Origin of the sequence: Providencia sp. PROV040, from assembly GCF_032706145.1 — a bacterium.
Lineage (GTDB): Bacteria > Pseudomonadota > Gammaproteobacteria > Enterobacterales > Enterobacteriaceae > Providencia > Providencia hangzhouensis.
In genome coordinates, this window is the sequence record NZ_CP120530.1 from 1,855,199 (window position 1) to 1,878,126 (window position 22,928).

General features: G+C 40.0%; 19 protein-coding genes. 15 read left to right on the top strand and 4 right to left on the bottom strand.

Features of this window, described 5'->3' with window-relative positions; translation table 11 throughout:
• Window positions 1-51: 51 nt before the first annotated feature.
• The 3 genes from P3L40_RS08510 to P3L40_RS08520 form a co-directional block, all read right to left on the bottom strand.
• Window positions 52-1,056 carry a C4-dicarboxylate TRAP transporter substrate-binding protein gene (locus P3L40_RS08510; protein WP_004264923.1) on the bottom strand — a complete coding sequence of 335 codons (1,005 nt, stop codon included), beginning with the start codon at window positions 1,054-1,056 and terminating at the stop codon, window positions 52-54.
• Between the two features lie 51 nt (window positions 1,057-1,107).
• Window positions 1,108-2,553 carry a tagaturonate reductase gene (locus tag P3L40_RS08515; RefSeq protein WP_167732477.1) on the bottom strand — a complete coding sequence of 482 codons (1,446 nt, stop codon included), beginning with the start codon at window positions 2,551-2,553 and terminating at the stop codon, window positions 1,108-1,110.
• Between the two features lie 364 nt (window positions 2,554-2,917).
• The gene (locus P3L40_RS08520) at window positions 2,918-3,823 is read right to left on the bottom strand and encodes a GntR family transcriptional regulator (protein WP_004264921.1); all 906 of its coding nucleotides are present in this window, start codon (window positions 3,821-3,823) and stop codon (window positions 2,918-2,920) included.
• A 132-nt stretch (window positions 3,824-3,955) separates the two neighbouring features.
• Between P3L40_RS08520 and P3L40_RS08525 the strand changes: the two genes are divergently transcribed.
• Entirely contained in the window at window positions 3,956-4,984 is a 1,029-nt protein-coding gene (locus P3L40_RS08525) for a zinc-binding alcohol dehydrogenase family protein (protein ID WP_004264920.1), read from the top strand.
• Between the two features lie 86 nt (window positions 4,985-5,070).
• Here the strand turns inward: P3L40_RS08525 and suhB are convergent, their stop codons facing one another.
• A complete protein-coding gene (gene suhB / locus P3L40_RS08530) occupies window positions 5,071-5,874 on the bottom strand; it encodes an inositol-1-monophosphatase (protein WP_004264919.1) in 804 nt (267 codons plus the stop codon).
• A gap of 123 nt (window positions 5,875-5,997) precedes the next feature.
• Here suhB and trmJ point away from each other — a divergent pair, with 123 nt between their 5' ends.
• From trmJ to P3L40_RS08600, 14 genes are all read left to right on the top strand, one after another.
• Window positions 5,998-6,729: a tRNA (cytosine(32)/uridine(32)-2'-O)-methyltransferase TrmJ gene (gene trmJ / locus P3L40_RS08535; RefSeq protein ID WP_004264918.1), complete on the top strand. Its 732-nt coding sequence runs from the start codon at window positions 5,998-6,000 to the stop codon at window positions 6,727-6,729.
• A 119-nt stretch (window positions 6,730-6,848) separates the two neighbouring features.
• On the top strand, window positions 6,849-7,346 hold the full coding sequence (gene iscR, locus P3L40_RS08540; protein WP_004264917.1) for a Fe-S cluster assembly transcriptional regulator IscR: 498 nt from the start codon (window positions 6,849-6,851) through the stop codon (window positions 7,344-7,346).
• Window positions 7,347-7,467: 121 nt separating this feature from the next.
• Complete coding sequence (locus P3L40_RS08545; protein WP_004264915.1) at window positions 7,468-8,682, top strand: IscS subfamily cysteine desulfurase; 1,215 nt, start codon at window positions 7,468-7,470, stop codon at window positions 8,680-8,682.
• Between the two features lie 24 nt (window positions 8,683-8,706).
• Window positions 8,707-9,093, top strand: coding sequence for a Fe-S cluster assembly scaffold IscU (iscU, locus tag P3L40_RS08550; protein WP_004264914.1), 387 nt, complete (start codon window positions 8,707-8,709; stop codon window positions 9,091-9,093).
• 201 nt (window positions 9,094-9,294) lie between these two features.
• Complete coding sequence (iscA, locus tag P3L40_RS08555; RefSeq protein ID WP_004264913.1) at window positions 9,295-9,618, top strand: iron-sulfur cluster assembly protein IscA; 324 nt, start codon at window positions 9,295-9,297, stop codon at window positions 9,616-9,618.
• 88 nt (window positions 9,619-9,706) lie between these two features.
• Window positions 9,707-10,228, top strand: a complete 522-nt coding sequence (gene hscB, locus P3L40_RS08560) for a co-chaperone HscB (RefSeq protein WP_094961711.1) — start codon at window positions 9,707-9,709, stop codon at window positions 10,226-10,228.
• A gap of 12 nt (window positions 10,229-10,240) precedes the next feature.
• Entirely contained in the window at window positions 10,241-12,091 is a 1,851-nt protein-coding gene (hscA, locus tag P3L40_RS08565) for a Fe-S protein assembly chaperone HscA (protein ID WP_272515325.1), read from the top strand.
• Window positions 12,092-12,093: 2 nt separating this feature from the next.
• Window positions 12,094-12,429, top strand: a complete 336-nt coding sequence (gene fdx / locus P3L40_RS08570; protein WP_004912660.1) for an ISC system 2Fe-2S type ferredoxin — start codon at window positions 12,094-12,096, stop codon at window positions 12,427-12,429.
• Window positions 12,430-13,154: 725 nt separating this feature from the next.
• Window positions 13,155-14,342: an MFS transporter gene (locus tag P3L40_RS08575; RefSeq protein WP_210852326.1), complete on the top strand. Its 1,188-nt coding sequence runs from the start codon at window positions 13,155-13,157 to the stop codon at window positions 14,340-14,342.
• A 44-nt stretch (window positions 14,343-14,386) separates the two neighbouring features.
• The gene (locus P3L40_RS08580; protein WP_210852327.1) at window positions 14,387-15,190 is read left to right on the top strand and encodes a hypothetical protein; all 804 of its coding nucleotides are present in this window, start codon (window positions 14,387-14,389) and stop codon (window positions 15,188-15,190) included.
• 70 nt (window positions 15,191-15,260) lie between these two features.
• On the top strand, window positions 15,261-15,461 hold the full coding sequence (iscX, locus tag P3L40_RS08585; protein WP_004912658.1) for a Fe-S cluster assembly protein IscX: 201 nt from the start codon (window positions 15,261-15,263) through the stop codon (window positions 15,459-15,461).
• A 173-nt stretch (window positions 15,462-15,634) separates the two neighbouring features.
• The gene (gene pepB / locus P3L40_RS08590; RefSeq protein WP_210852329.1) at window positions 15,635-16,930 is read left to right on the top strand and encodes an aminopeptidase PepB; all 1,296 of its coding nucleotides are present in this window, start codon (window positions 15,635-15,637) and stop codon (window positions 16,928-16,930) included.
• 112 nt (window positions 16,931-17,042) lie between these two features.
• On the top strand, window positions 17,043-17,495 hold the full coding sequence (locus P3L40_RS08595; RefSeq protein ID WP_136134216.1) for an enhanced serine sensitivity protein SseB C-terminal domain-containing protein: 453 nt from the start codon (window positions 17,043-17,045) through the stop codon (window positions 17,493-17,495).
• Between the two features lie 317 nt (window positions 17,496-17,812).
• Window positions 17,813-22,852, top strand: coding sequence for an alpha-2-macroglobulin family protein (locus P3L40_RS08600; RefSeq protein ID WP_272693275.1), 5,040 nt, complete (start codon window positions 17,813-17,815; stop codon window positions 22,850-22,852).
• Window positions 22,853-22,928 lie beyond the last annotated feature (76 nt).

Consider the following 22,928-nt stretch of genomic DNA (forward strand, 5'->3'; position numbering starts at 1 on the left):
AACCATTTGTATTGTAAAAATATTGGCGGTGTTAACCGCCAAGTTATAGGGTTAATTATTAATAATATCTTGAGTTTGTTGATATAAATTCGCAGACCACTCAGGGAATTCATTATAGAAAGGCTTAGATTTTTCTTTGAAGAGCGCTCTGTCTACTTCAACAACAGTAACACCTTCACTTTTCATTTTCTCAATGATCTCTTTCTCTTGCTGTAAGACTAAATCTGTTAAGAATTGCCCAGCTTCATTTCCTGATTCAACTAAAGCCTGCTGAATATTTTCAGGTAATTTAGCGTAGGTTTTGCTGCCCATAACTAAGTTGGTTACGTTTTCTACATGGCCAGTTAGAATTAAGAATTTGGCAGCTTCATGGTGTTTTTGCCCATATAGCACTGGAATTGGGTTTTCTGCACCATCAATAATTTTAAGATTAAGTGCAGTATAAACTTCAGCTAAAGGTAATGGTGTTGGTGTGGCTCCCATTGCCTCTAAACCTTTAATTTGAATTTTATTGTTGGGGACGCGAATTTTTAAACCTTTTAGGTCATCTGGGGTTTGGATCATTTTATTGGCTAAGATATGACGTGAACCATATAGCCAATCTTTAGAAACCACATGAAGGCCTTTTTTGTCTAACTGTTGTTCTAAGGAACCATACCAAGGTGAGGCATTTAATTTAAAAATATCTTTATAAGATAGCCCTAAGTACGGCCCAAACATAATACCGTAATCAGGTACATAATCAGAAAAGAAGGCACCATCTGCTAAGGTAATTAATGGACTACCTAACTTCATTTGTTCGATGACATCTTTTTTAGAACCTAATTGTGAGCTTGGGTAAGGAATTAACTCACCTTCACCATTAGTTTTTTCATTGAATTTCTTTGCCCATTCGTGGATAGCTAAGTCAAAAGGCTCTCCGGGGTTATTTTCATAAGCGACTTTTAGCTTATATTTAGCATCGGCGAATGCGGCACCTGTCATGCTGCCCATTAATAGCATTGTGCTGAGTGTTAAGCTAAGAAATGTCTTTCCGTTTAATGTGCTCAGTTTCATAAAGGTATCTCCTGTAGGGGATTTATTGTTTTAAGTATTTAGTTTCTTTTTCTAACCAATGTATTTTTTGCGTAGCATTGCTTCTGTGCCACAATTCAGAATATCTGTGATTTTTTGGCTCACATCATCCTGTAATTGTGGTATTTCGTTGAGGTTTAATCCCCATAAATCAGACATTGCTAGCACATTTTCAGTCAGTTGTTTTACATTTGAGTCATAGAGCTCATTCCAAGCTTTAAAGCGTTCAAGTAAATAATCATCATCATTTAAAGGAATGAGTTGTTCACCCTGTTTTCCTCGATAGAAAACAATAAGCGCAGCAAGTGAAAATGAAATGCAATAAGGAATTTTATTGTATTGCTTAACATAAGAGATTAATTGAGGTAATAAACGAGTTTTAAATTTAGTTAGCGAGTTTAGAGAAATTGAAAGTAACTCATGCTCTATATATGGGTTATTAAAACGGTCAATTACTGCGGAGGCAAAAGCCATGAGCTCCGAAGGGCTTTGAGATAAAACAGGAATAACCTCATTATCAATTAAATCTTTGATGAAAGATAAAAAGATTGGGTTGGTAGTGACATCACGAACAGTTCGAACCCCTGCTAAATAAGCAACGGGAACCATCGCAGTGTGTGCACCATTTAAGATTGCAACTTTACGTTCTTTGTAGGGTTTTATGTCATCTACTACTTTGATATTTAATGGCAATTCATTTAACTTTAGCTTCTGCTCTAGTATTTTTGGCCCTTGAATAACAAATAAATAGAAATATTCAGCAGTGACGAGAAAATCGTCTTTATAGCCTAATTCTTTTTCCAGTTTTTCAATTTCATTTTTCGGGTAGCCAGTAACAATTCTATCGACTAACGTAGAACAAAACGTATTACTGCTATTTAGCCAAGCGATAAAATCTGCGGGGAGTTGCCAGTCTTGTGCATGTTGATTTACAAACTCTTGTAATTTATCGCCATTATAGTCAATTAGCTCACAGGGGATGATGAACAACCCTTTGCTACTATCGCCATTAAAATGTTGAAAGCGGTGAAATAAAAATTGAGTAAGCTTTGCAGGGAAACTACTTGCTGGTGTATCTTCTAAGCGTACGTCGTGCTTATATACGATCCCTGCTTCCGTAGTATTAGAGAAGATCCATTGTAATTCGGGATTTTCTGCACACTTTAAAAATTTATCATATTCAGAATAGATAAGTATTTCACGGTTAACCGAATTAATAATCCTTATATTAGAAACGCTTTGTTTTTGTTCATTAATTCCCCTGGTGATGGCAGTATAAAGTCCATTTTGTTGATTAATTGAGGGATGAGATGAGTCAATTGGCCTGACAAGCGTAATGCCACTATTGAAATCTGTCTTTTCATTCAGTTGGTCAACCATCCAGTCGATAAAAGCACGTAAAAAATTACCTTCTCCGAATTGTAAAATTCTCTCTGGGTATTGCTTATTAGCCATTGACTGTCTATTTAAGTAATCCATGACCATTCCTCTAGTTATTATGTGTATTAATCATCTGGTGTTGATTCAGACTAGAAGTATTTTTTTCTATGGACTATTAATTGCATCAATTTTGTGGAATGAATGGCTTTTTGATGTTTTTAATGTGTTTTTTATCAGTTAAAAACAGATGAATTATTGATAGATTAAATCTGTTCAATAAATATGTCTTTTAATTAATTGAAATATAGTGATAATTTTATTTTCTATAATTTTTGATAATAATAATTTTATAATTAAGCTGTTTTTTTACTGAAAAATTCAGGTTTTGTTTGATGTGTACCATTATCGACCCAAAGAAATAATTCGTCATTGGCCATCCATTGGCCTTGTAAACTAATGTTATTTATTCATAAGTTTGCTGTATGGAGTTGATCATAGTTCGTTTAGCGGTATCTAAATGATGTCTAAGTTCATTCATCGCGACAATATCATTACGGCTAATTAACGCACTTAAAATGGTCATGTGTTCTTCAATTGCCAGTACATTTCTTTCTTTTAAATCTGATTCATCCCATTGATATTGAAAATGAAATATCACAGTGATGATTTCAAGAGATTGATTAAAAAATGGGTTGTTGGCACCCGATAAAATAAGGCTATGTAGTTCATAATCTAGTTGAGAAAAGTCGCGGTAATTGATAGTAACGGTTTCACGCAGTGTTCTATGTTTGAGTAATAGCTCTTTCGCTAAAATCCAACGATGGTCATCTGGTGGTAAATTTAAAAAATGAGTCAATGCATTGGTTTCTAGTAACTCCCTAAACTCAAAAAGTTTTTCTGCGTATTCACGTGAAAACTTCATCATATGCCAATTTCCTCGGTGGGTGTTTTTAATTAACCCATAACGGGAAAACTCCACTAAGAACTCCCGAACAACACTAGAACTTACATGACTTTTTTTTGCTAATTGTAATTCAGTAAAAGTATCTCCGGGCATCAATTCTTTGCGTTTAATCATTTGATAAAACGCTTTTTCGAATAAGACGATTTGTTGATCAGGGAGACTTGATTCAACAGGAAAGAAATCAGTTTTATTGGGATAGCGAATGACATGATATTCATTCCCTTGTTTTTCAATGATTTTCTTTTCTAATAAATATTCGAGGGTATGTCTCACGGTGGTTCGACTGATATTAAACATCTCTGCTAAAGAAGATTGTGAGGGGAAGGGGGATGTTAATAAATTTTTATGTATGGCATCTAAGAATTCATTAATTGACCCATAGCGTATATTTTTACTCCTCACCATTTAAATACTCCTTGAATCTGATTTTTATTCTTTAAAGACCGATTTAAAACCGATTTAAAAACATTTAATCACAAAATTCGGTTGTTAATTATCTAGTCTATGTTTTTTAAATTAAAAAAGACAGATAAATTGATGGAGGGAAATATGAAACAATTGATTTGCCAAGAACCTAAACAATTAGTCTATCAACAAGTTGTTGAACCTACAGTTCAAACTGGGCACGTAAAAATAAAAATTCATGCGGTTGGTATATGTGGAACTGATATTCATGCATGGGGAGGAAACCAGCCATTTTTTCAATATCCACGAGTATTAGGACATGAAATTTCTGGAACTATTTGTGAGGTTGCATCAGATATCACGCAGTGGAAAGTCGGGCAACGTGTTGCGGTGATGCCTTATGTCGCATGTTACGAATGTGGTGCATGCAAGGAAGGAAAAACAAATTGTTGCGAAAAAATATCAGTTATTGGCGTTCACGAAGACGGGGGTTTTTGTGAATATTTAAATGTTCCAGAGAAAAATGTATTAGCGATTGAAGACACTGTCACAGATATTGATGGCGCCTTGATCGAACCATTTTCAATCAGTGCTCATGCCGTCAGGCGTGCGCAGGTTAAAGCGCAAGATACTGTTTTAGTCGTAGGGGCTGGGCCGATAGGGCTTGGCGTTGCTGCAATTGCCAAAGCGGATGGTGCTAACGTATTAGTGGCTGATACCAGTGAGGCACGTCGCCAACATGTTGAAAAGGTCTTAGGCTTAAAAACGTGTGACCCAGCGGCTGAAAATTACTTATCAAGCATTGAAGGCCATTTTTCAGGCATGCTTGCTGAGAAAGTCATTGATGCTACGGGGAATCAACACGCAATGAACACCGCGGTGAATTTAATTCGTCATGGTGGTTTAATTGTATTTGTTGGCCTATTTAAAGGTAATTTATCGTTTCCAGACCCCGATTTCCATAAAAAAGAGACAACAATGATGGGGAGTCGTAATGCAACGCCTGAAGACTTCAATAAAGTTGCAAGATTAATGGCTGAAGGTAAGTTATCTAGTGGGATGATGCTAACACACCAATTTGACTTTGATACCATTGGTGATGTTTATGAAAGTGATGTTATTAATAATCGTGAATTAATTAAAGGTGTTATTTTGTTTTAAACAACAATTTATTTTTAAGTAACAATAAAAACCCACAATAAGAGTGGGTTTTTGTTTGGCGCTAATTTATTTCTAGTCTGAATGAATTAGCGTTTTAATGCTTCCGATAATTCATCTTTCATGACGGACAGTATGTCTCTAACAACACGTGGGCTACCAGCGACTAAGTTACCAGATGCGATATAATTATGGCCGCCAATAAAGTCAGTCATGATACCGCCAGCTTCACGCATGATTAGCTCGCCGCCTAAGAAATCCCATGGTTTTAAGCCGATTTCAAAGAATGCATCAACACGACCAGAAGCAACATAACACAGGTCTAACGCCGCAGAACCCGTACGACGGAAATCAGCGCATTTGTCGAACATTGCGGTCATGATATTCATATATACCGCAGCGTGCTGTTTTTGTTTGAAAGGGAAACCTGTCGCAACGATAGCGCCATCAAGGTCACGCTTTTCATCAATGCGAATACGATAACCGTTAAGTTGAGCGCCTTGTCCACGTACTGCGCTAAATAATTCATTACGCATTGGGTCGTAGACAACAGCAACTTCTGTACGGCCTTTAACGCGTACAGCGATAGAAACAGAAAAATGAGGGAGGCGTTTTGTGAAGTTGGTGGTGCCATCCAGTGGATCGATTACCCATTGAATATCATCATCTTTACCAATTAATTCACCGCTTTCTTCAGTGATAATAGTGTGGTCTGGATATGACTTGCGGATGATTTCAATTATTAGTTGCTCAGATTCTTGATCAACGTTAGTAACGAAATCGTTAGTGCCTTTCTGAGTGACTTTAATATTGCTAGGCATTTCATAGTTTTTAGCTATGTGATTACCGGCCTTACGTGCTGCACGTATGGCGATGTTAAGCATCGGATGCATGGGCTTTTTCCACTGGAATGTTAAAGAACGAAAAACTTGAGTGCCGAAGTATATAGATGTTCGTCACAATAAGCAATTTTGTGTTAAGCTATTGCGATAATTTTTTTATGAAACGTATAAACCATGTTAGATAATATCCGTATTGTTCTTGTTGAGACCTCACACACTGGTAATATGGGCTCAACGGCCCGTGCAATGAAAACCATGGGGCTTTCTAATCTCTATCTTGTTAACCCTCTTGTTGAACCAGACTCACACTCTATTGCGCTTTCTGCAGGAGCAAGTGATGTTATTGGTAATGCGACAATCGTTAAAACTCTCGATGAAGCTTTAGAAGGCTGTAAACTAGTGATCGGCACTAGTGCGCGTTCTCGTACTTTATCTTGGCCGATGGTTGAGCCACGTGAATGTGGCGTTAAATCTGTTGAGCAATCCAAAGAATCGCCAGTTGCGATTGTTTTTGGTCGTGAGCGAGTAGGATTGACCAACGAAGAATTACAAAAATGTCAGTATCATTTATATATCCCAACGAATCCTGAATACGGTTCTTTGAATTTAGCGATGGCGGTTCAGTTGGTGAGTTATGAGATACGTATGGCGTATCTTTCAATGAATGAAAAAAATACGGTAATTTCCGCAGATGATGAGGTAGAATACCCGCCGTCAGAAGATGTTGAGCGGTTTTATGTCCATCTTGAAAGCGTATTGAATGAATCCGGTTTTATACGTAAAGCCCACCCTGGCTTAATTATGAATAAATTACGCCGTTTATTCACTCGAGCGCATATCGAAACCCAAGAGTTACATATCCTGCGGGGTATTTTAACGTCAATGGAAAAATGGGCGAAAAAGTGAGGCGAAATCCGTGGTAAAATCAGGTGAATAATACTTGAGTAAATTAGTCAGGTAAATAGTTGACTAAATTACTCAGGAATGTCACAATCTGACCATAATTTACCACGGAGTAATATGTTATGAGACTCACTTCCAAAGGGCGTTACGCAGTAACTGCGATGTTAGATGTCGCATTACACTCTCAGTCAGGTCCAGTGCCTTTAGCTGACATTTCTGAACGTCAGGGAATTTCCCTCTCTTATCTTGAGCAACTTTTCTCTCGTTTACGCAAAAACGAGTTGGTTTCGAGTGTGCGCGGTCCAGGCGGCGGTTATTTGCTTGGTAGAGACGCAGACCAAATCTTTGTTGCTGAAGTAATCGCTGCGGTAGATGAATCTGTTGACGCCACCCGTTGCCAGGGTAATAAAGAAGGTTGCCAAAATGGCGATCGCTGCTTAACTCACGCACTATGGCGCGATTTAAGCGATAGAATTACAAGTTTCCTTAGCAGCATTAGCCTTGATGAGCTGGTTAAAAACCAAGAAGTCATGGTTGTTGCTGATAGACAAGATAACGAACAGCGTAAAACCATGCCAAATGGGATTACACCTGAATCGATTATCAATGTACGTGCTTAAAAATATTAAAAAAATTGCAGTCGGTACATCTTGGTGAGTTGTTAGACGAAGAGCTAATTTCCGCTATTTGTATCTTTAAAAATTAAAGGCAAGTTACCTTGTCCTTTGGAGTAAGTGAGCAATGAAATTACCAATTTATCTTGATTATTCAGCAACAACACCGGTTGACCCTCGTGTGGCTGAAAAAATGATGCAATGTTTAACAATGGATGGGAACTTTGGTAACCCAGCGTCCCGTTCTCATCGTTTCGGCTGGCAAGCGGAAGAAGCGGTAGATATTGCTCGCAATCAAATCGCCGAATTAGTGGGCGCTGACCCGCGTGAAATCGTGTTTACTTCAGGCGCAACTGAGTCTGATAACTTAGCGATTAAAGGCGCTGCTAATTTCTATAAAAAGAAAGGCAACCATATTATTACCTGTAAAACGGAACACAAAGCCGTTTTAGATACCTGCCGCCAATTAGAGCGTGAAGGTTTTGAAGTGACTTACCTGTCACCGCAAAGCAACGGTTTAATTGCTATGCAAGACCTACAAGACGCTATCCGTGAAGACACTATTTTAATTTCTATTATGCATGTTAATAATGAAATTGGTGTAGTGCAGGATATCGAAGCTATTGGTGAATTATGCCGTAGCAAAGGGATTATTTTCCACGTCGATGCAACTCAAAGCGTGGGCAAGTTGCCCATCGACCTGAATGCGTTAAAAGTTGATTTAATGTCGTTCTCTGCGCACAAACTCTATGGCCCAATGGGCATTGGTGCACTGTATGTCCGACGTAAACCACGTGTTCGCCTTGAAGCGCAGCAGCACGGTGGTGGTCATGAGCGCGGTATGCGTTCTGGGACATTACCTGTACACCAAATCGTTGGTATGGGCGAAGCTTACCGTATTGCCAAAGAAGAAATGGCTGCGGAATCTGAGCGTTTACGCGGTTTACGGTTACGTTTGTGGAACGGTATTAAAGATATCGAAGAAGTTTACCTCAATGGTGATTTAGAACACGGTGCGCCGCACATTCTGAACGTCAGCTTCAACTATGTTGAAGGTGAATCACTGATGATGTCATTAAAAGATTTGGCTGTATCTTCAGGTTCTGCATGTACTTCTGCAAGCCTAGAACCTTCTTATGTACTGCGCGCTTTAGGGATGAATGATGAGCTGGCACATAGCTCAATCCGTTTCTCTTTAGGTCGTTTCACGACAGAAGAAGAAATTGACTATGCAATCAAAATGATTCATGGCGCAATTGGCCACTTACGCGAGCTGTCTCCTTTATGGGAAATGTTTAAAGACGGCGTAGATCTTAACAGCATCGAATGGTCTCACCATTAATCAGACGGTTTCAGGAGTTTAAAAATGGCTTACAGTGAAAAAGTTATCGATCATTATGAAAACCCACGCAACGTTGGTTCGTTTGACAACAGCGACCCAAGCGTCGGTAGCGGTATGGTAGGCGCACCTGCCTGTGGTGACGTCATGAAATTACAGATTAAAGTAAATGATGACGGCATTATTGAAGATGCACGCTTTAAAACTTATGGTTGCGGTTCAGCAATTGCATCAAGTTCACTCGTGACTGAGTGGATGAAAGGCAAAAGCTTGGACGAAGCGGAGTCAATCAAAAATACAGCCATTGCAGAAGAGTTAGAACTACCACCAGTGAAAATTCACTGTTCAATTCTAGCGGAAGACGCAATCAAAGCTGCTATTGCTGATTACAAAAGCAAACGCCAAAGCAAATAAGTTTTTAATCAGTTTATAGGACAAGCCATATTAATAAATAACAACAAGTTATCGTCCTATAACTGGAACAATACTCATGCCTTCTAGGCTAAACATCGCTGAGTTTCTTAGCTTAGAAATAGGGTGGGTATAAAATAATTTGAAGGCGGATGCGACTCTTGAGTAGCATCTGCCTTGTTTGTTTCTAAAGTGAGGTTTGCAATGTCTATTTCTCTTACAGAAAGTGCTGCGCAGCGTATTCAATCCTTTCTGCAAAATCGTGGAAAAGGCGAGGGCTTGCGTTTAGGTGTAAGAACTTCAGGTTGTTCGGGAATGGCTTATGTTCTTGAATTCGCTGATATAATCAATGAAGAAGACACGGTTTTTGAAGATAAAGGCGTGAAGGTCATCGTCGATGGCAAGAGCATTGTTTATCTTGATGGTACTGAGCTGGATTTCGTTAAAGAAGGCTTAAACGAAGGGTTTAAATTTAATAACCCTAACGTCAATAGTGAATGCGGATGCGGTGAAAGTTTTCACGTATAATGCGTTCAATTAAGCCTAATTTTCGGCCAATCTCACTAATATTAACTTGTTAGTGGCATTGGTAACCGGTTCGAGAAACTGAGCACTTATGGATTACTTTACTCTTTTTGGGTTGACCCCAACTTATGCCATCGATAGCGAACAACTGACGTTACGTTTTCAAGACTTACAGCGTCAATACCATCCTGACCGGTTTGCAACCTGTTCTGAACAGGAAAAAATGCAAGCACTGCAAAAAGCAGCAACCATTAATGCTGCCTATCAAGCCCTTCGTCACCCGCTAAAACGCGCGGAATATATGCTTTCATTACATGGTTTTGATATTAATAACGAACAACATACCATGCATGATACGGCATTTTTAATGGAGCAGCTTGAGCTACGTGAAGAGTTAGACAATATTGAAAACAGTGATGATGCACTTGATTTATTGGCTAAATTTATGCAAAACGTCAAACAAATGCAGCAAGCACGAAGCGCACTGATGGTGACAGAGTTAGATGCCATGCAGTGGGAAAAAGCCGCTGATACCGTACGTAAACTACGTTTTCTCGATAAGCTTCAGCAGCAAGCTGAGCAACTCGAAGAACGGTTACTAGATGAATTTTAAGAGAAAACGATTATGGCGTTACTACAAATCAGCGAACCCGGTATGACAGCAGCTCCGCATCAACGCAAATTGGCTGCTGGCATTGATTTAGGTACCACCCACTCTTTGATTGCGACAGTGCGCAGTGGTGAAGCTGCGGCTTTGCCTGACAATCAAGGGCGTTTTTTATTACCATCGATTGTTAATTATCAGCCTGAAAGCAAACTAGTGGGATGGGATGCGAAGCAACTTGCAGAGCAAGACCCAGTCAATACCATTATTTCAGTGAAACGCATGATGGGGCGTTCATTGGCCGATATTCAAAAACGCTACCCTGACTTACCTTATCAACTAAGTGCCAGTGAAAATGGTTTGCCATTTATTCAAACTGCGGCTGGCCAAGTCGACCCAATCCAAGTGTCTTCTGACATTCTAAGAACATTAGCAAAACGTGCAGAAGAAACCTTAGGTGGCGAAATGGATGGCGTAGTGATTACGGTGCCGGCTTATTTTGATGATGCACAACGCCAAGGTACAAAAGATGCGGCGCGCCTTGCAGGCTTACATGTATTACGTTTACTGAATGAACCGACTGCCGCTGCGATTGCTTACGGGTTGGACTCTGGGCAAGAAGGCGTGATTGCTGTTTATGACCTTGGTGGTGGTACTTTTGATGTTTCTATTTTGCGTTTAAGCCGCGGTGTATTCGAGGTGTTGGCAACGGGCGGCGATACTGCACTTGGGGGCGATGATTTCGACCAAGTACTGGCACAGTGGATTGCTGAGCAAGCAGGCGTTTCATTACAAGGCGATCATCATTTAAATCGTCAACTATTAAATGTGGCAACAGAAACGAAAGTTGCGCTCAGTGACGCAGATGCCGTGGCTATTCAGCTTGCCAATTGGCAAGGGGAAATTCGTCGTGAGCAGTTTGAAACGTTAATTGAAACTTACGTGAAACGTACACTGATGGCTTGTCGTCGTGCATTGAAAGATGCAGGTGTTGAGTCAGAAGAGGTGCTGAACGTTGTTATGGTTGGTGGTTCGACTCGCGTACCCTTAGTACGTCAAAAAGTTGGGGAGTTTTTTGGTAAATCACCACTGACATCCATCGACCCAGATAAAGTGGTGGCAATTGGCGCCGCAATTCAAGCCGATATTTTAGTAGGGAACAAGCCTGACAGCGAAATGTTGTTATTGGACGTGATCCCGTTATCCCTTGGTCTAGAGACCATGGGGGGATTGGTTGAAAAAGTGATCCCGCGCAATACGACGATTCCAGTTGCTCGAGCTCAAGAGTTTACCACATTTAAAGACGGCCAAACGGCAATGAGTGTGCATGTGGTGCAAGGTGAACGTGAAATGGTGGCAGATTGCCGCTCGTTAGCGCGCTTTACCTTACGTGATATTCCAGCAATGGCAGCCGGTGGGGCTCATATTCGCGTCACTTTCCAAGTCGATGCTGATGGGCTGCTGAGTGTCAGTGCTATGGAAAAATCCACTGGTGTAGAAGCCTCGATTCAAGTTAAGCCATCGTATGGGTTAACGGATAACGAAATTTCAAACATGATTAAAGATTCAATGACTAACGCGCAAGATGACTTAAATGCGCGCCGCTTAGCGGAGCAAAAAGTTGAAGCTGCAAGAGTGCTTGAAAGTTTAACGAGCGCATTAGCCCAAGATGGCAATTTACTGACGCCAGAAGAAGAGTCAGAAATTGATAATGCGGTCAATGAGTTAATTAAAGCGGTTGAGGGTACAGACCCAATCGTAATTGAAAATGCCATTAAACAACTGGATAAGCAATCGCAGGAGTTTGCAGCGCGTCGTATGGATACGTCTATTCGCCAAGCGTTGTCAGGCCATTCTGTGGATGAGATATAATTATGCCTAAAATAGTTTTTTTACCTCATAGTGATTTATGTCCAGACGGTGCTGTCGTTGAAGCACAAGAAGGCGAGTCTATTTTAAATGTTGCATTACGCAGCGGTATTGAGCTTGAGCACGCCTGTGAAAAATCCTGTGCTTGTACAACCTGCCATTGCATCGTTCGCGAAGGCTTTGACTCACTAGAAGAAAGTAGTGAACTCGAAGATGACATGTTAGACAAAGCATGGGGGTTAGAACCAGAAAGTCGTTTAAGTTGCCAGGCGTTGGTGACGGATGAGGATTTAGTGGTGGAGATACCACGTTATACTATCAATCACGCCCGCGAACACTAATGCTCGTTATATTTCGCGTTGTAGGGGTGTTGGCTTCTTTCGAGTACTTGGGTCACATACTTTTGTATGCTCCCCAAGATACTCTCAATTGCCGCCTACCTACAACACGAACTATTTAGAGCATTGAATAGTTTGTTATATTTCGCGTTGTAGGGGTGTTGGCTTCTTTCGCTAACCCTAGTCACATACTTTTGTATGCTTTCCAAGCTACTCTCAATTGCTGCCTAGCTACAACGTGAATTATTTAAAAAATCAAAATACATGTCATGCTTCACGCTGTAGCGTTGTTGGCTTCTTTCGCTAACCCTAGTCACATACTTTTGTATGCTCTCCAAAATACTCTCATTTGCCGTCTAGCTACAATGTGAATTATTTAAAAAATAACAGTAAATCGTCCTTAATATTTATTCATATATGTAATAAGAGTGATTTTTTGTATTTTAATATTTTCCTTATTATTTTCTTTTGTTTTTTTTGAAAGTGAAATGCAACTCTTAATATTTTATTTAATTTTAATAAATTAATTATTTATATATTATGAAATTCTTTTGTTTTATTTTCTTGATGATTTAAAGTTAGTAATTAAATTATCACTTTGTGCGCTTTATTTTTTATGTTATAGATAATATCGATATTGAGGTAGTTACCTTTGGATTAAAAGATAATGATTCAATGTTTATATAAATGCTAATTAAATAAAGTTGGAGATAAAAAGGAATTTTATCATGAAATGGAAATATCGATTTGGCGCAGTGGCTGGTAATACACTTGAATATTATGATATTGCTGTTTTTGCGGCAATATCGAGTTATCTCAGCGCAGAATTAGAGCGGCTAGGCTATAACCAAGCGACAGAGATGGTATGGGGTATATTTGCTTTGCGTTTTATTATTCGGCCTGTTGGTGGGTACATAATTGGGCGTTATGCAGAAGAGGCGGGAAAGAAGCCTGCTTTAGTTTTAACTAGCTTGATAACTGGTATAGCAACACTTTGTATGGCAATGCTCCCCATCCAGCTTTTAGGTTCATATACACCGATAATTATTTTAATTTTGCAAATGGCTCTATCGTTTAGTTTTGCAGGGGAATATCCATCGCTAGTAACTTACTTAATTAGTAGTGCTAAACGAGCAGAATATGGACGAGTTTCTTCTATTATTTGTGGGAGTTCAGTATTAGGTGTGATTATTTCACTTTCTGTTGTTTTTTTTCTTGAACGTATTCTTGAACCTAAAGTAATGCAAGATATTGGTTGGAGGATACCTTTATTACTGGGAGTATTAAATATAGTTGTCAGTTTCTGGTTTAGAGTGAGATTACCGAGTCATCCATCAAAAGGGAAAAATAATTTTTCGATTAAGTGGAAAAATTTAGTACCTATTTTTCTTGTAACGATACCGGGAACAGTGATTTTCTTTGCACAAAACATTTCAACACCGTTGTTTCTTGAAGAGTTAAAACTAGTTGAATTTAAAACATTATATGGAATTATATCATCTACACTACTATTTGTTTCTATGATTGCTGTTGGATGGCTAACAGATAAATACAGTAAGCCAGAGAAAGTATTTAAACTAGGCATCTTAGGGATGTTTATATTTTCATTCCCTACTTATTGGCTGATGGGCACTCAATCTATTGAGTGGGTAATATGCATTCAATTTATAATAACAATCTATGCTGCAATGATTTTAAGTAATTTCTCATTCATGTTATGCCTATATTCTGAAGGAAAAACAGCTTCGTTAGCGTTAGGCTTTAATTTAGCAGCAACGATACTGGGTGGAATTACTCCCTTGCTATTCTCTTACTTCACTAAAGTTAATTTAATGTATGTTGGTGTTTATTTAACATTATGTGGTTTGTCTGGTTTTGTAATTTATCAGAAAAGTTTTTTAAATTTAAAAATATAGTTTTGTGATTTTCCTTGCAATAAATATAATAAAAGGTAATTATTATGAATATAGAAAATAGTTTGTTAGAAAACGTATGTTCTGAATTTTCTAATTTATTCTCAATGTACTTTGATTGGAATGAAATTGACCTGACTTATTTCCGTGTTGATGTGAAGGACAAGAAAGTAAGTATAGCTTCAAATAATTATGAATGGCAATTAATATGCTGGGATGATGATTTAGATCTTTTTATGGAGGAAAGGTTAAAATCAAGCATTCAATATTGGAGTAATTATTCAGAGGCTTATAATAGAACATTAAAGAAATCAAAGAAAAATCAATTTAAAATAGATTTATGCGCAAGATATGGGAGTACATTTGAAATTACTACTGTAAATTCAAATAAGCAGCTCACATTATCTGAAATGTTATCTATTTATAAGCATCGTCCCATGATTTCTGAGTATGCCCACCAGCTTTGGAAAAAAAATCCTGACGTTACTTTACCGATGAGAGCGAATATTCCTATAAAGGCGCAATTATTAGGACAAACAAAGAATGTTGCACCGGAACTATTAAATCCTCAAAAATATATGCGTTTTGGCCATATTCGTTTTACACGAAAAGAGATGATAACCATACGCCTACTACTTTCGCACTGTAAGGTAAAAGAAATCAGTTATATTCAAGGTTGTTCAGAAGCCAGTGAAAATAGACGAATTCAAAATATCAAAGAAAAGTTGGGTTTCCCTTATGCTTCATCAAGCGGTTTGTTTACAGCATTAAAAGAGCAAGGTATTACATTGGCTTGTTTGGAAACACTTATCGATTTACCTCTCACAAATAGTATAATGAAAAATAACTGAAAAAGATCCGTTGATATAATTCAAAGGGCTATAATTCGAAAAATAGTTGTTCATATAATGAGAGAAAATGATGAGTTTAAAATGGTCAAATAGCCGTGAAATCGGTGAGGCACTGTATGACGCATTTCCAGATGTTGATCCAAAAACGGTGCGCTTTACCGATATGCACCAGTGGATTTGCGATTTAGAAGAATTTGATGATGATCCGCAAAAATCGAACGAGAAAATCCTAGAAGCGATTTTGTTAGTTTGGCTGGATGAATTCGAATAAGTAGGGTTTTCCCCTAAAAACCGAGTGACTGCCAGAAATAGTGCTCGGTTTTTTATTTTATATCAGCACTATAATGATATCCCTATTGGTATTTATCAGTTAAGGTAATGCCATCTGCCGACAGAATAAATGGGCTTTTACTGTCTGCAAAAATAGACAAAGTGAGAAAAACGATGACAAAACAAATTATGCCAGTAATGATTTCTTGTGAGCCTGCTGCACCTTGTTGGGGCGAAGGCGCATTGTTAAGCTCTAGCGATAAAGGGATGACAATCCACCTGAAACATGCAGGTAAATTATGTGCAGTACAAAGCGCTGGCCGTAAATTAGATGGCCAAGGGATCCGCAATGTTGCTTTGGCTGGCGAAGACTGGGATTTAGAAAAAAGCTGGGCATTTTGGCAAGGTTTTCGTGCGCCAAAAGGGGCTAGAACGATTGAATGGCCAGTACTGCCAGAAGCGGATCGCAAAGAGTTAGAAAACCGTATTCGTACCATTGATTGGGTACGTGATGTGATTAACGCACCGGCAGAAGAGTTAGGCCCAGAACAACTCGCACAACGCGCCATTGATTTACTCTGCACTGTCGGCGCACAAGACATTAGCTACCGTATTATTAAAGGTGATGATTTATTAGAACAAGGTTATACCGGTATTCATACGGTTGGTCGTGGTTCAAGTCGTCCACCTGTATTTTTGGCGTTGGATTACAACCCAGGAGCCAACCCAAATGCCCCTGTATTTGCTGCGTTAGTGGGTAAAGGAATTACTTTCGATTCAGGCGGCTATAGCATCAAACCATCATCCTCAATGAATTCAATGAAAGCCGATATGGGCGGTGCAGCAACATTGGCAGGTTCATTGGCATTGGCGATTTCACGTGGCTTACAAAAACGTGTGAAAATGTTTTTGTGCATTGCTGACAATATGGTTAGCGGCAATGCATTCAAATTGGGTGATATTATTCGTTACCGCAATGGTAAATCCGTTGAAATAATGAATACAGATGCTGAGGGTCGTTTAGTCCTAGCCGATGGCCTGATTGATGCGAGCAAAGAAAAACCAACGTTAATTATTGATGCAGCAACCTTGACGGGCGCAGCGAAAACTGCCGTGGGTAATGACTACCATTCTGTATTGAGTTTCGATGACAAGTTAGTTGCTGATTTAATGAGCGCTTCAGACGCTGAGTTTGAACTGTTCTGGCGTTTACCACTGGCAGAGTTCCATCGCCAGCAATTACCGTCTGGTTTTGCGGATTTGAACAATATTGCGGCACCATCGCACACAGCAGGCGCAAGCACCGCTGCGGCATTTTTATCGCATTTTGTCGAAAATTATCGTCAAAATTGGGTGCATATTGACTGCTCAGCGACTTACCGTAAATCTGCAGTTAGCTTATGGGCAGAAGGCGCAACGGGTACAGGTGTAAGAACATTAGCTAACTTATTAATCAGTAAATCAAAGTAGCGAATGTTTGATTGATAACAGGCACGGGAAGGTGACTTTTCGTGCCTATTTTTTTACCTTGACGTATTTGCGAGTATAATAAGCGATTATTTTTAATAGCAGGGGATTGGCAATGTCGCAGCAATCGAATAATAACAGTTCCAACCAAGAAACTGAGATCCAATTTACTGAATTAACAGTGCCGAAAGGTTCATCACTTAAATTAAGTGTGTTAGAAGATCAGCCACAAGCCATTGTTGACGCGCTTACTGAATTTTTTAAACAACACAAAGTGGTCAGACGCGGTTTCATGGTCTCCGCAACAGAGAGCGATGCTGCTGAAGAAACGCCTATCTTAATGATAGCGCTGGAGTTTACCACAGGAGCAGAAAATATTGATTCAATTATCCATGAGGCTGGGACGCTTGCTTGTGAGTTTTTAGCCGATGACGAGTCTATTGATTTTTGTGTGGTGAATGAAAATGAACAAGGTGTTAGCCATTTTATTACTCAACACGTTCAGCCTTTTTACCAGCGTCGTCTTGGTAGCTTCTTGCGGGACACAATCCCAGTAAAAAACACCTAATAATTCCATGTATAGAGTGAGGGAAATATTTTTTCTCACTCATAAAATGCATATTGCTCATTGATTAAATATATATTCTGCTTACTATTTAAAAAATATTATTTCATTTCTCTGTTTTTCTCTCCCATCATTTTTTCCGTTTTGTCTGATAGGCGTTTTTATAACATTCTGTTAAATTATTTCGATAATTGAAATAATATCAGCAGTATTTATCTGTGTGTGTTTTTAAACATTTCCAATGTATATAGTGGGTTTTAACCTCCTGTTAAGACCTTAAAAAACAGAATCAATTTTAACTAATTAAAGGGCGGGCGGTAATGAAACAACAATCAAGTTGGGCTTCATTGGCGGGTCTCAAAACCAAAAAGCGTTATTTAGCACTTGCGTTGGCATCGGTAGTGGCATTGGCTGGTTGTGATAATACAGATGAAACAACCAAAAATGAGCCAAATGTTTCAACCACAGCGCCAGAAAATCAAACCAAAACAGCGCCAGTTGCAGAGCAGAAAAAAGCAGCACCGAAACTTTCCACTGAAGAAATGATAAAAAAATATGCAGGGAAAGATTTAACTATTTTGGATGCATCTGAATTACAGCTTGATGGTGCGAGTGCCATGGTGGTGACATTCTCGGTTCCACTACAAGCAAACCAAGACTTTGGCCAGTACATTAACCTCATTGATGTTAAAGCGGGTAAGTTAGATGGCGCTTGGGAACTGTCTGATAACCAAATGGAACTCCGTTTTCGCCATCTTCCGCCATCTAAAGAGTTAAACTTAACCATTAACCCGGGTATTAAAGCGGTTAATGAGCGTACGACGACCGAAAATTTTGAGAAAAAATTGACCACTGCACAAATCATCCCAACCGTTGGTTTTGCAAGTAAAGGCTCTTTATTACCTAGCAAGGTTGCCCAAGGCTTACCTGTGATTGCCTTGAACGTTGATAAGGTCGACGTCAATTTCTTCCGTGTGGATGAAAAGCAATTACCACAATTTTTAGCACAGTGGCAGTATCGTAGTAATTATGAGTATTGGTATTCCGAAGAGTTTCTCGACAAAGTGGAGCTGGCTTATACCGGCCGCTTTGACTTAAATCCAGATAAAAATACCCGCCAAACCATTTTACTGCCGTTGAAAGATGTCAAAGAGTTACAGCAAGATGGCGTGTATTTGGCCATCATGCAAAAAGCAGGCAGCTATAGTTATCAATTCCCTGCAACTGTCTTCACATTGAGTGATATTGGTGTATCACTACACAGTTACCAAGACCGTGTCGATATTTTCACTCAATCCTTAGCGAAAGGCTCTGCAATTAAAGGCGTTGAGCTGCGTATTTTGGATGAAAAAGGCCAGTTAGTAACAAAAGGTACGACAGATGGCGATGGCCATGCTCAGCTAGATAAATTAGCGGGTGGAAAATTGTTGCTGGCAACCCATGAAGGGCAAACCAGTATGATTGACCTCACTCAGCCAGCGCTTGATTTATCTGAATTCGATATTTCAGGGCCAGAAGGCTACGCAAAACAATTTTTCACCTTCGGTCCTCGAGATTTATATCGCCCAGGTGAATTATTGCTGGTAAACGGCCTATTGCGTGATGGCGATGGTAACCCAGTCAAAACTCAGCCAGTTAAAGTTGATGTATTAAAAACTGATGGGCAAGTGGTTCGCAGTTTTGTTTGGCAACCAGAAGAAAACCAAAATGGCTTATATCAATATCAATTTGAAATTCCTAAAAATGCAGAAACAGGCGGTTGGTCGCTTCGCTTTGATTTAGGTGATGGTTCACCACTGCGTTACTACAAATTTAATGTTGAAGATTTTATGCCAGAACGTATGGCTCTGGAAATTGAGGGCAGCGATGTCCCTCGTTTAACAAGTCAATCTGTCGATTTTGATATTCAAGGTCGTTATTTATACGGTGCGCCAGCAGCTGATAACCAGCTACAAGGGCAAATTGTCTTAAAAGCAGCTCGGGAAGCGGTCGCAAAATTACCTGGTTTTGAATTTGGTGCTGTCAATGAAGAAGGTTTACCACGTAAGTTGGACGAGTTTGACTTGACGCTGGACAGTAATGGTGAAACTGTGATTTCAATTCCAAATAGCAATTGGAGTTCAACACGTTCACCTATTTCGGCTGTTTTACAGGCAAGTTTGCTTGAGGCTGGCGGACGTCCTGTGACACGTCGTGCCGAGCAAGCCATTTGGCCTGCGGAAAAACTGGTGGGTATTCGCCCATTATTTGCGAAAAAAGAAATTTATGATTACCGCACTGATCGTTATGTAAAACGTCACAATGTGGATGAAAATTCACTCGCAGAATTTGAATTAGTCATGGCAGATGCCGCAGGTAATAAACTGGCAGCAGAAAATTTAACCGTGCGTTTAGTGTATGAGCGTCGTGATTATTACTGGAGTTGGTCTGAAAGTGGTGGTTGGTCTTCAAATTATGACCAAAAAGACCTCGTTATGGCGAATGAAAATATTGCGATTGCCAAAGACGGAACGGCGAAAGTGTCTTTTCCTGTGGATTGGGGGGCATTCCGCCTAGAAGTTGTTAACCCAGAAAATCAGCTAGTGTCGAGCGTCCAGTTTTGGGCAGGGTATTCATGGCAAGATAACACAGGGGGAAGTGGCTCTGTTCGTCCTGACCAAGTGAAACTCAGCCTGAATAAGCCTGCGTACTTACCGGGTGAAAAAGCTAAAGTTCGCATTGAATCTCCTAAAGCCGGTAAAGGGTATATATTGCTCGAATCGAGCAACGGTCCATTGTGGTGGGAAGAAATTGATGTGCCAGAAAAAGGCTTAGACGTTGAAATCCCAGTCAATAAAGAGTGGGCTCGTCATGACTTGTACGTCTCAGCAGTTGTGGTGCGCCCAGGAGACGATTCTAAAGAAGCAACGGTAAAACGTGCGGTGGGTGTGTTGCATTTACCAATCGCAGATGAAAACCGTAAGATTGCTTTAGCACTCTCCGCGCCAGATAAAATGCGTCCAAACCAAGACTTAACGGTAAAAATTAAAGCGACAGCACAAGATGGCAAACCGTTACCTGAAAAAGTGAATGTGTTGTTATCTGCGGTTGACACTGGCGTATTGAATATCACAGATTTCAAAACCCCAGACCCGTATGATGCCTTTTTTGGCCGTAAGCGTTATAGAGTTGACCAATATGACGTTTATGGTCATTTAATTGAAGGACAAGGTAAGGTTGCTAACTTGCGCTTTGGTGGTGACAGCGAGGATGCCGCATTAGAGCGTGGTGGTATGAAGCCACTCACTGAAGTGCAAATTATTGCGGAGCAAGCCAAGCCTGTCACATTAAATAAAGACGGCGAAGGTGAAATTAGCCTCGCTATCCCTGATTTTAACGGGGAATTACGTGTGATGGCCCAAGCATGGAATGAAAAAGAGTTCGGCCATGCGGATAGCAAAGTGATTGTCGCGGCACCATTAGTGACACAAATGTCGATGCCACGTTTTATGGCTGGTGGTGATAAGTCTTACTTTGCGCTTGATTTGACCAATATGACGGATAATACACAAAATGTGACCGTCAATTTCAAGGCATCAGGAATGGTGAAACTTGATGGTGTCAGCAGCCGTGAGTTGGAGTTACCAAAAGGCAAACGTACCACGATTAATCTACCTGTCAGAGCAGACTACGGCTTCGGTGAAGGTGAAGTGTCAATGACCATTAATGGTGTGAAAATTCAAGGCGAAGCCAATAAAGATTACAGTAATAGTTGGAAAGTCGGGGTTCGTCCGGCACAACCAGCAGAAACTGTTTCTTTTGCAACGGCTATTGAGCCAGGCACCTCATGGGCGTTGCCGACTAACCAAATTGCCGGGTTACAACCCGATACCCTAGAAGGGCAAGTACTATTAACCAGCCGCCCACCGTTAGATGTTTCCCGTTATATTAGAGAGCTATTTGCTTACCCATACGGCTGTTTAGAGCAAACTATCAGTGGGTTATATCCATCATTATTCTCAACTCAAGCTGAGTTAAATAAGATAGGGATTAAAACGCAAACAGATGCAGATCGCCATAAAGCGATTGAAATTGGTATTCCGCATTTGTTAAGTATGCAACGTAATGATGGCGGTTTCTCGTTATGGGATAGAAACGGCCGCGAAGAGTATTGGTTAACTGCATATGCGGCGGATTTCTTGAATAAAGCGAATCAGCGTGGGTTTACGGTTCCCCAAGAAGCTATCAGTAACGCGAACACGCGCTTATTGAGCTATTTACAAGATGGCAACCAAATCAATTATCCTTATACGGAAAATCAGGCAGGTGCGCGTTTCGCAACTCAAGCCTACGCTGGCTTAGTGTTGGCGTCACAGCAAAAAGCACCTCTAGGTGCATTACGTCAACTTTATAACCAAAGAGATCATGCCGCTAGTGGTTTACCGCTCGTTCAGCTTGGTGTTGCATTGAACTTGATGGGGGATAAATCACGTGGTGAGAGCGCGGTGATTGACGGACTGAAAAAACAACGTAACCGCTACAGCTATGTAGGGGATTACGGTTCGGTGATCCGTGATGACGCGATGATTGTTGCGCTATTAAATGAATATAATTTAATGCCAAAATCCCGTGACCAAAAACTGCAAACTTTGTCTAATAACTTGACTTCCCAACGTTATTTCTCAACACAAGAGAGCAATGCGTTGTATTTAGCGGGTCGTTTCTACTTAAATGAAAGTGAAGCGCCGTGGAAAGCAACGATCAATGGCCAAGAACCTCCGATGGTTTCAGATAAACCCGTGAGTGAGTTCTTGAGTAAAGCACAATTAGAAACAGGTTATAGCATCGAAAACACGGGAACCAATACGCTATACACACGCCTAAACGTGGTGGGTTATCCACAACATTCGCCGAAGCCAAGTTCGAATGTGCTGGGTATCACTCGTAGTTACTATGATATGAAAGGTAACCGCATTTCGTTAGATAGGCTAAGAAGCGGTGAAATGGTGGTGGTTAAATTGGAAGTTCAAGCATCCCAAAGCGTACCAGATGCGCTAGTGGTTGACTTACTACCAGCGGGCTTAGAACTGGAAAACCAAAATTTAGCGAACAGTAGCGCTAATTTGAGTGAGTCTGCGCCGAACCTGCAAGAACTGATTGATGATATGCAGCAATCACAAATTCGCCATATGGAATACCGTGATGACCGTTTTGTGGCTGCCGTTGAAGTTCAGCAGTATCGCCCAACGACATTAGTCTACTTAGCACGTGCAGTGACACCGGGTGTATATAGCATTCCAGTACCACAAGTTGAATCAATGTATGTCCCTGATTGGCGCGCGACGGGCTATTCTGATGGCCAATTAGAAATCGTTCGTTAATCACCGCTAAACTGAGCCCTTATATATTGATATATAAAGTATAAGGGCTCTTTTAATTTATTTTCGGTACTCCCAT

Coding starts and splice junctions, on each gene's coding strand:
- P3L40_RS08510 (WP_004264923.1), bottom strand. CDS start 1,056: ATGAAACTGAGCACATTAAACGGAAAGACATTTCTTAGCTTAACACTC.
- P3L40_RS08515 (WP_167732477.1), bottom strand. CDS start 2,553: ATGGATTACTTAAATAGACAGTCAATGGCTAATAAGCAATACCCAGAG.
- P3L40_RS08520 (WP_004264921.1), bottom strand. CDS start 3,823: ATGGTGAGGAGTAAAAATATACGCTATGGGTCAATTAATGAATTCTTA.
- P3L40_RS08525 (WP_004264920.1), top strand. CDS start 3,956: ATGGAGGGAAATATGAAACAATTGATTTGCCAAGAACCTAAACAATTA.
- suhB (WP_004264919.1), bottom strand. CDS start 5,874: ATGCATCCGATGCTTAACATCGCCATACGTGCAGCACGTAAGGCCGGT.
- trmJ (WP_004264918.1), top strand. CDS start 5,998: ATGTTAGATAATATCCGTATTGTTCTTGTTGAGACCTCACACACTGGT.
- iscR (WP_004264917.1), top strand. CDS start 6,849: ATGAGACTCACTTCCAAAGGGCGTTACGCAGTAACTGCGATGTTAGAT.
- P3L40_RS08545 (WP_004264915.1), top strand. CDS start 7,468: ATGAAATTACCAATTTATCTTGATTATTCAGCAACAACACCGGTTGAC.
- iscU (WP_004264914.1), top strand. CDS start 8,707: ATGGCTTACAGTGAAAAAGTTATCGATCATTATGAAAACCCACGCAAC.
- iscA (WP_004264913.1), top strand. CDS start 9,295: ATGTCTATTTCTCTTACAGAAAGTGCTGCGCAGCGTATTCAATCCTTT.
- hscB (WP_094961711.1), top strand. CDS start 9,707: ATGGATTACTTTACTCTTTTTGGGTTGACCCCAACTTATGCCATCGAT.
- hscA (WP_272515325.1), top strand. CDS start 10,241: ATGGCGTTACTACAAATCAGCGAACCCGGTATGACAGCAGCTCCGCAT.
- fdx (WP_004912660.1), top strand. CDS start 12,094: ATGCCTAAAATAGTTTTTTTACCTCATAGTGATTTATGTCCAGACGGT.
- P3L40_RS08575 (WP_210852326.1), top strand. CDS start 13,155: ATGAAATGGAAATATCGATTTGGCGCAGTGGCTGGTAATACACTTGAA.
- P3L40_RS08580 (WP_210852327.1), top strand. CDS start 14,387: ATGAATATAGAAAATAGTTTGTTAGAAAACGTATGTTCTGAATTTTCT.
- iscX (WP_004912658.1), top strand. CDS start 15,261: ATGAGTTTAAAATGGTCAAATAGCCGTGAAATCGGTGAGGCACTGTAT.
- pepB (WP_210852329.1), top strand. CDS start 15,635: ATGACAAAACAAATTATGCCAGTAATGATTTCTTGTGAGCCTGCTGCA.
- P3L40_RS08595 (WP_136134216.1), top strand. CDS start 17,043: ATGTCGCAGCAATCGAATAATAACAGTTCCAACCAAGAAACTGAGATC.
- P3L40_RS08600 (WP_272693275.1), top strand. CDS start 17,813: ATGAAACAACAATCAAGTTGGGCTTCATTGGCGGGTCTCAAAACCAAA.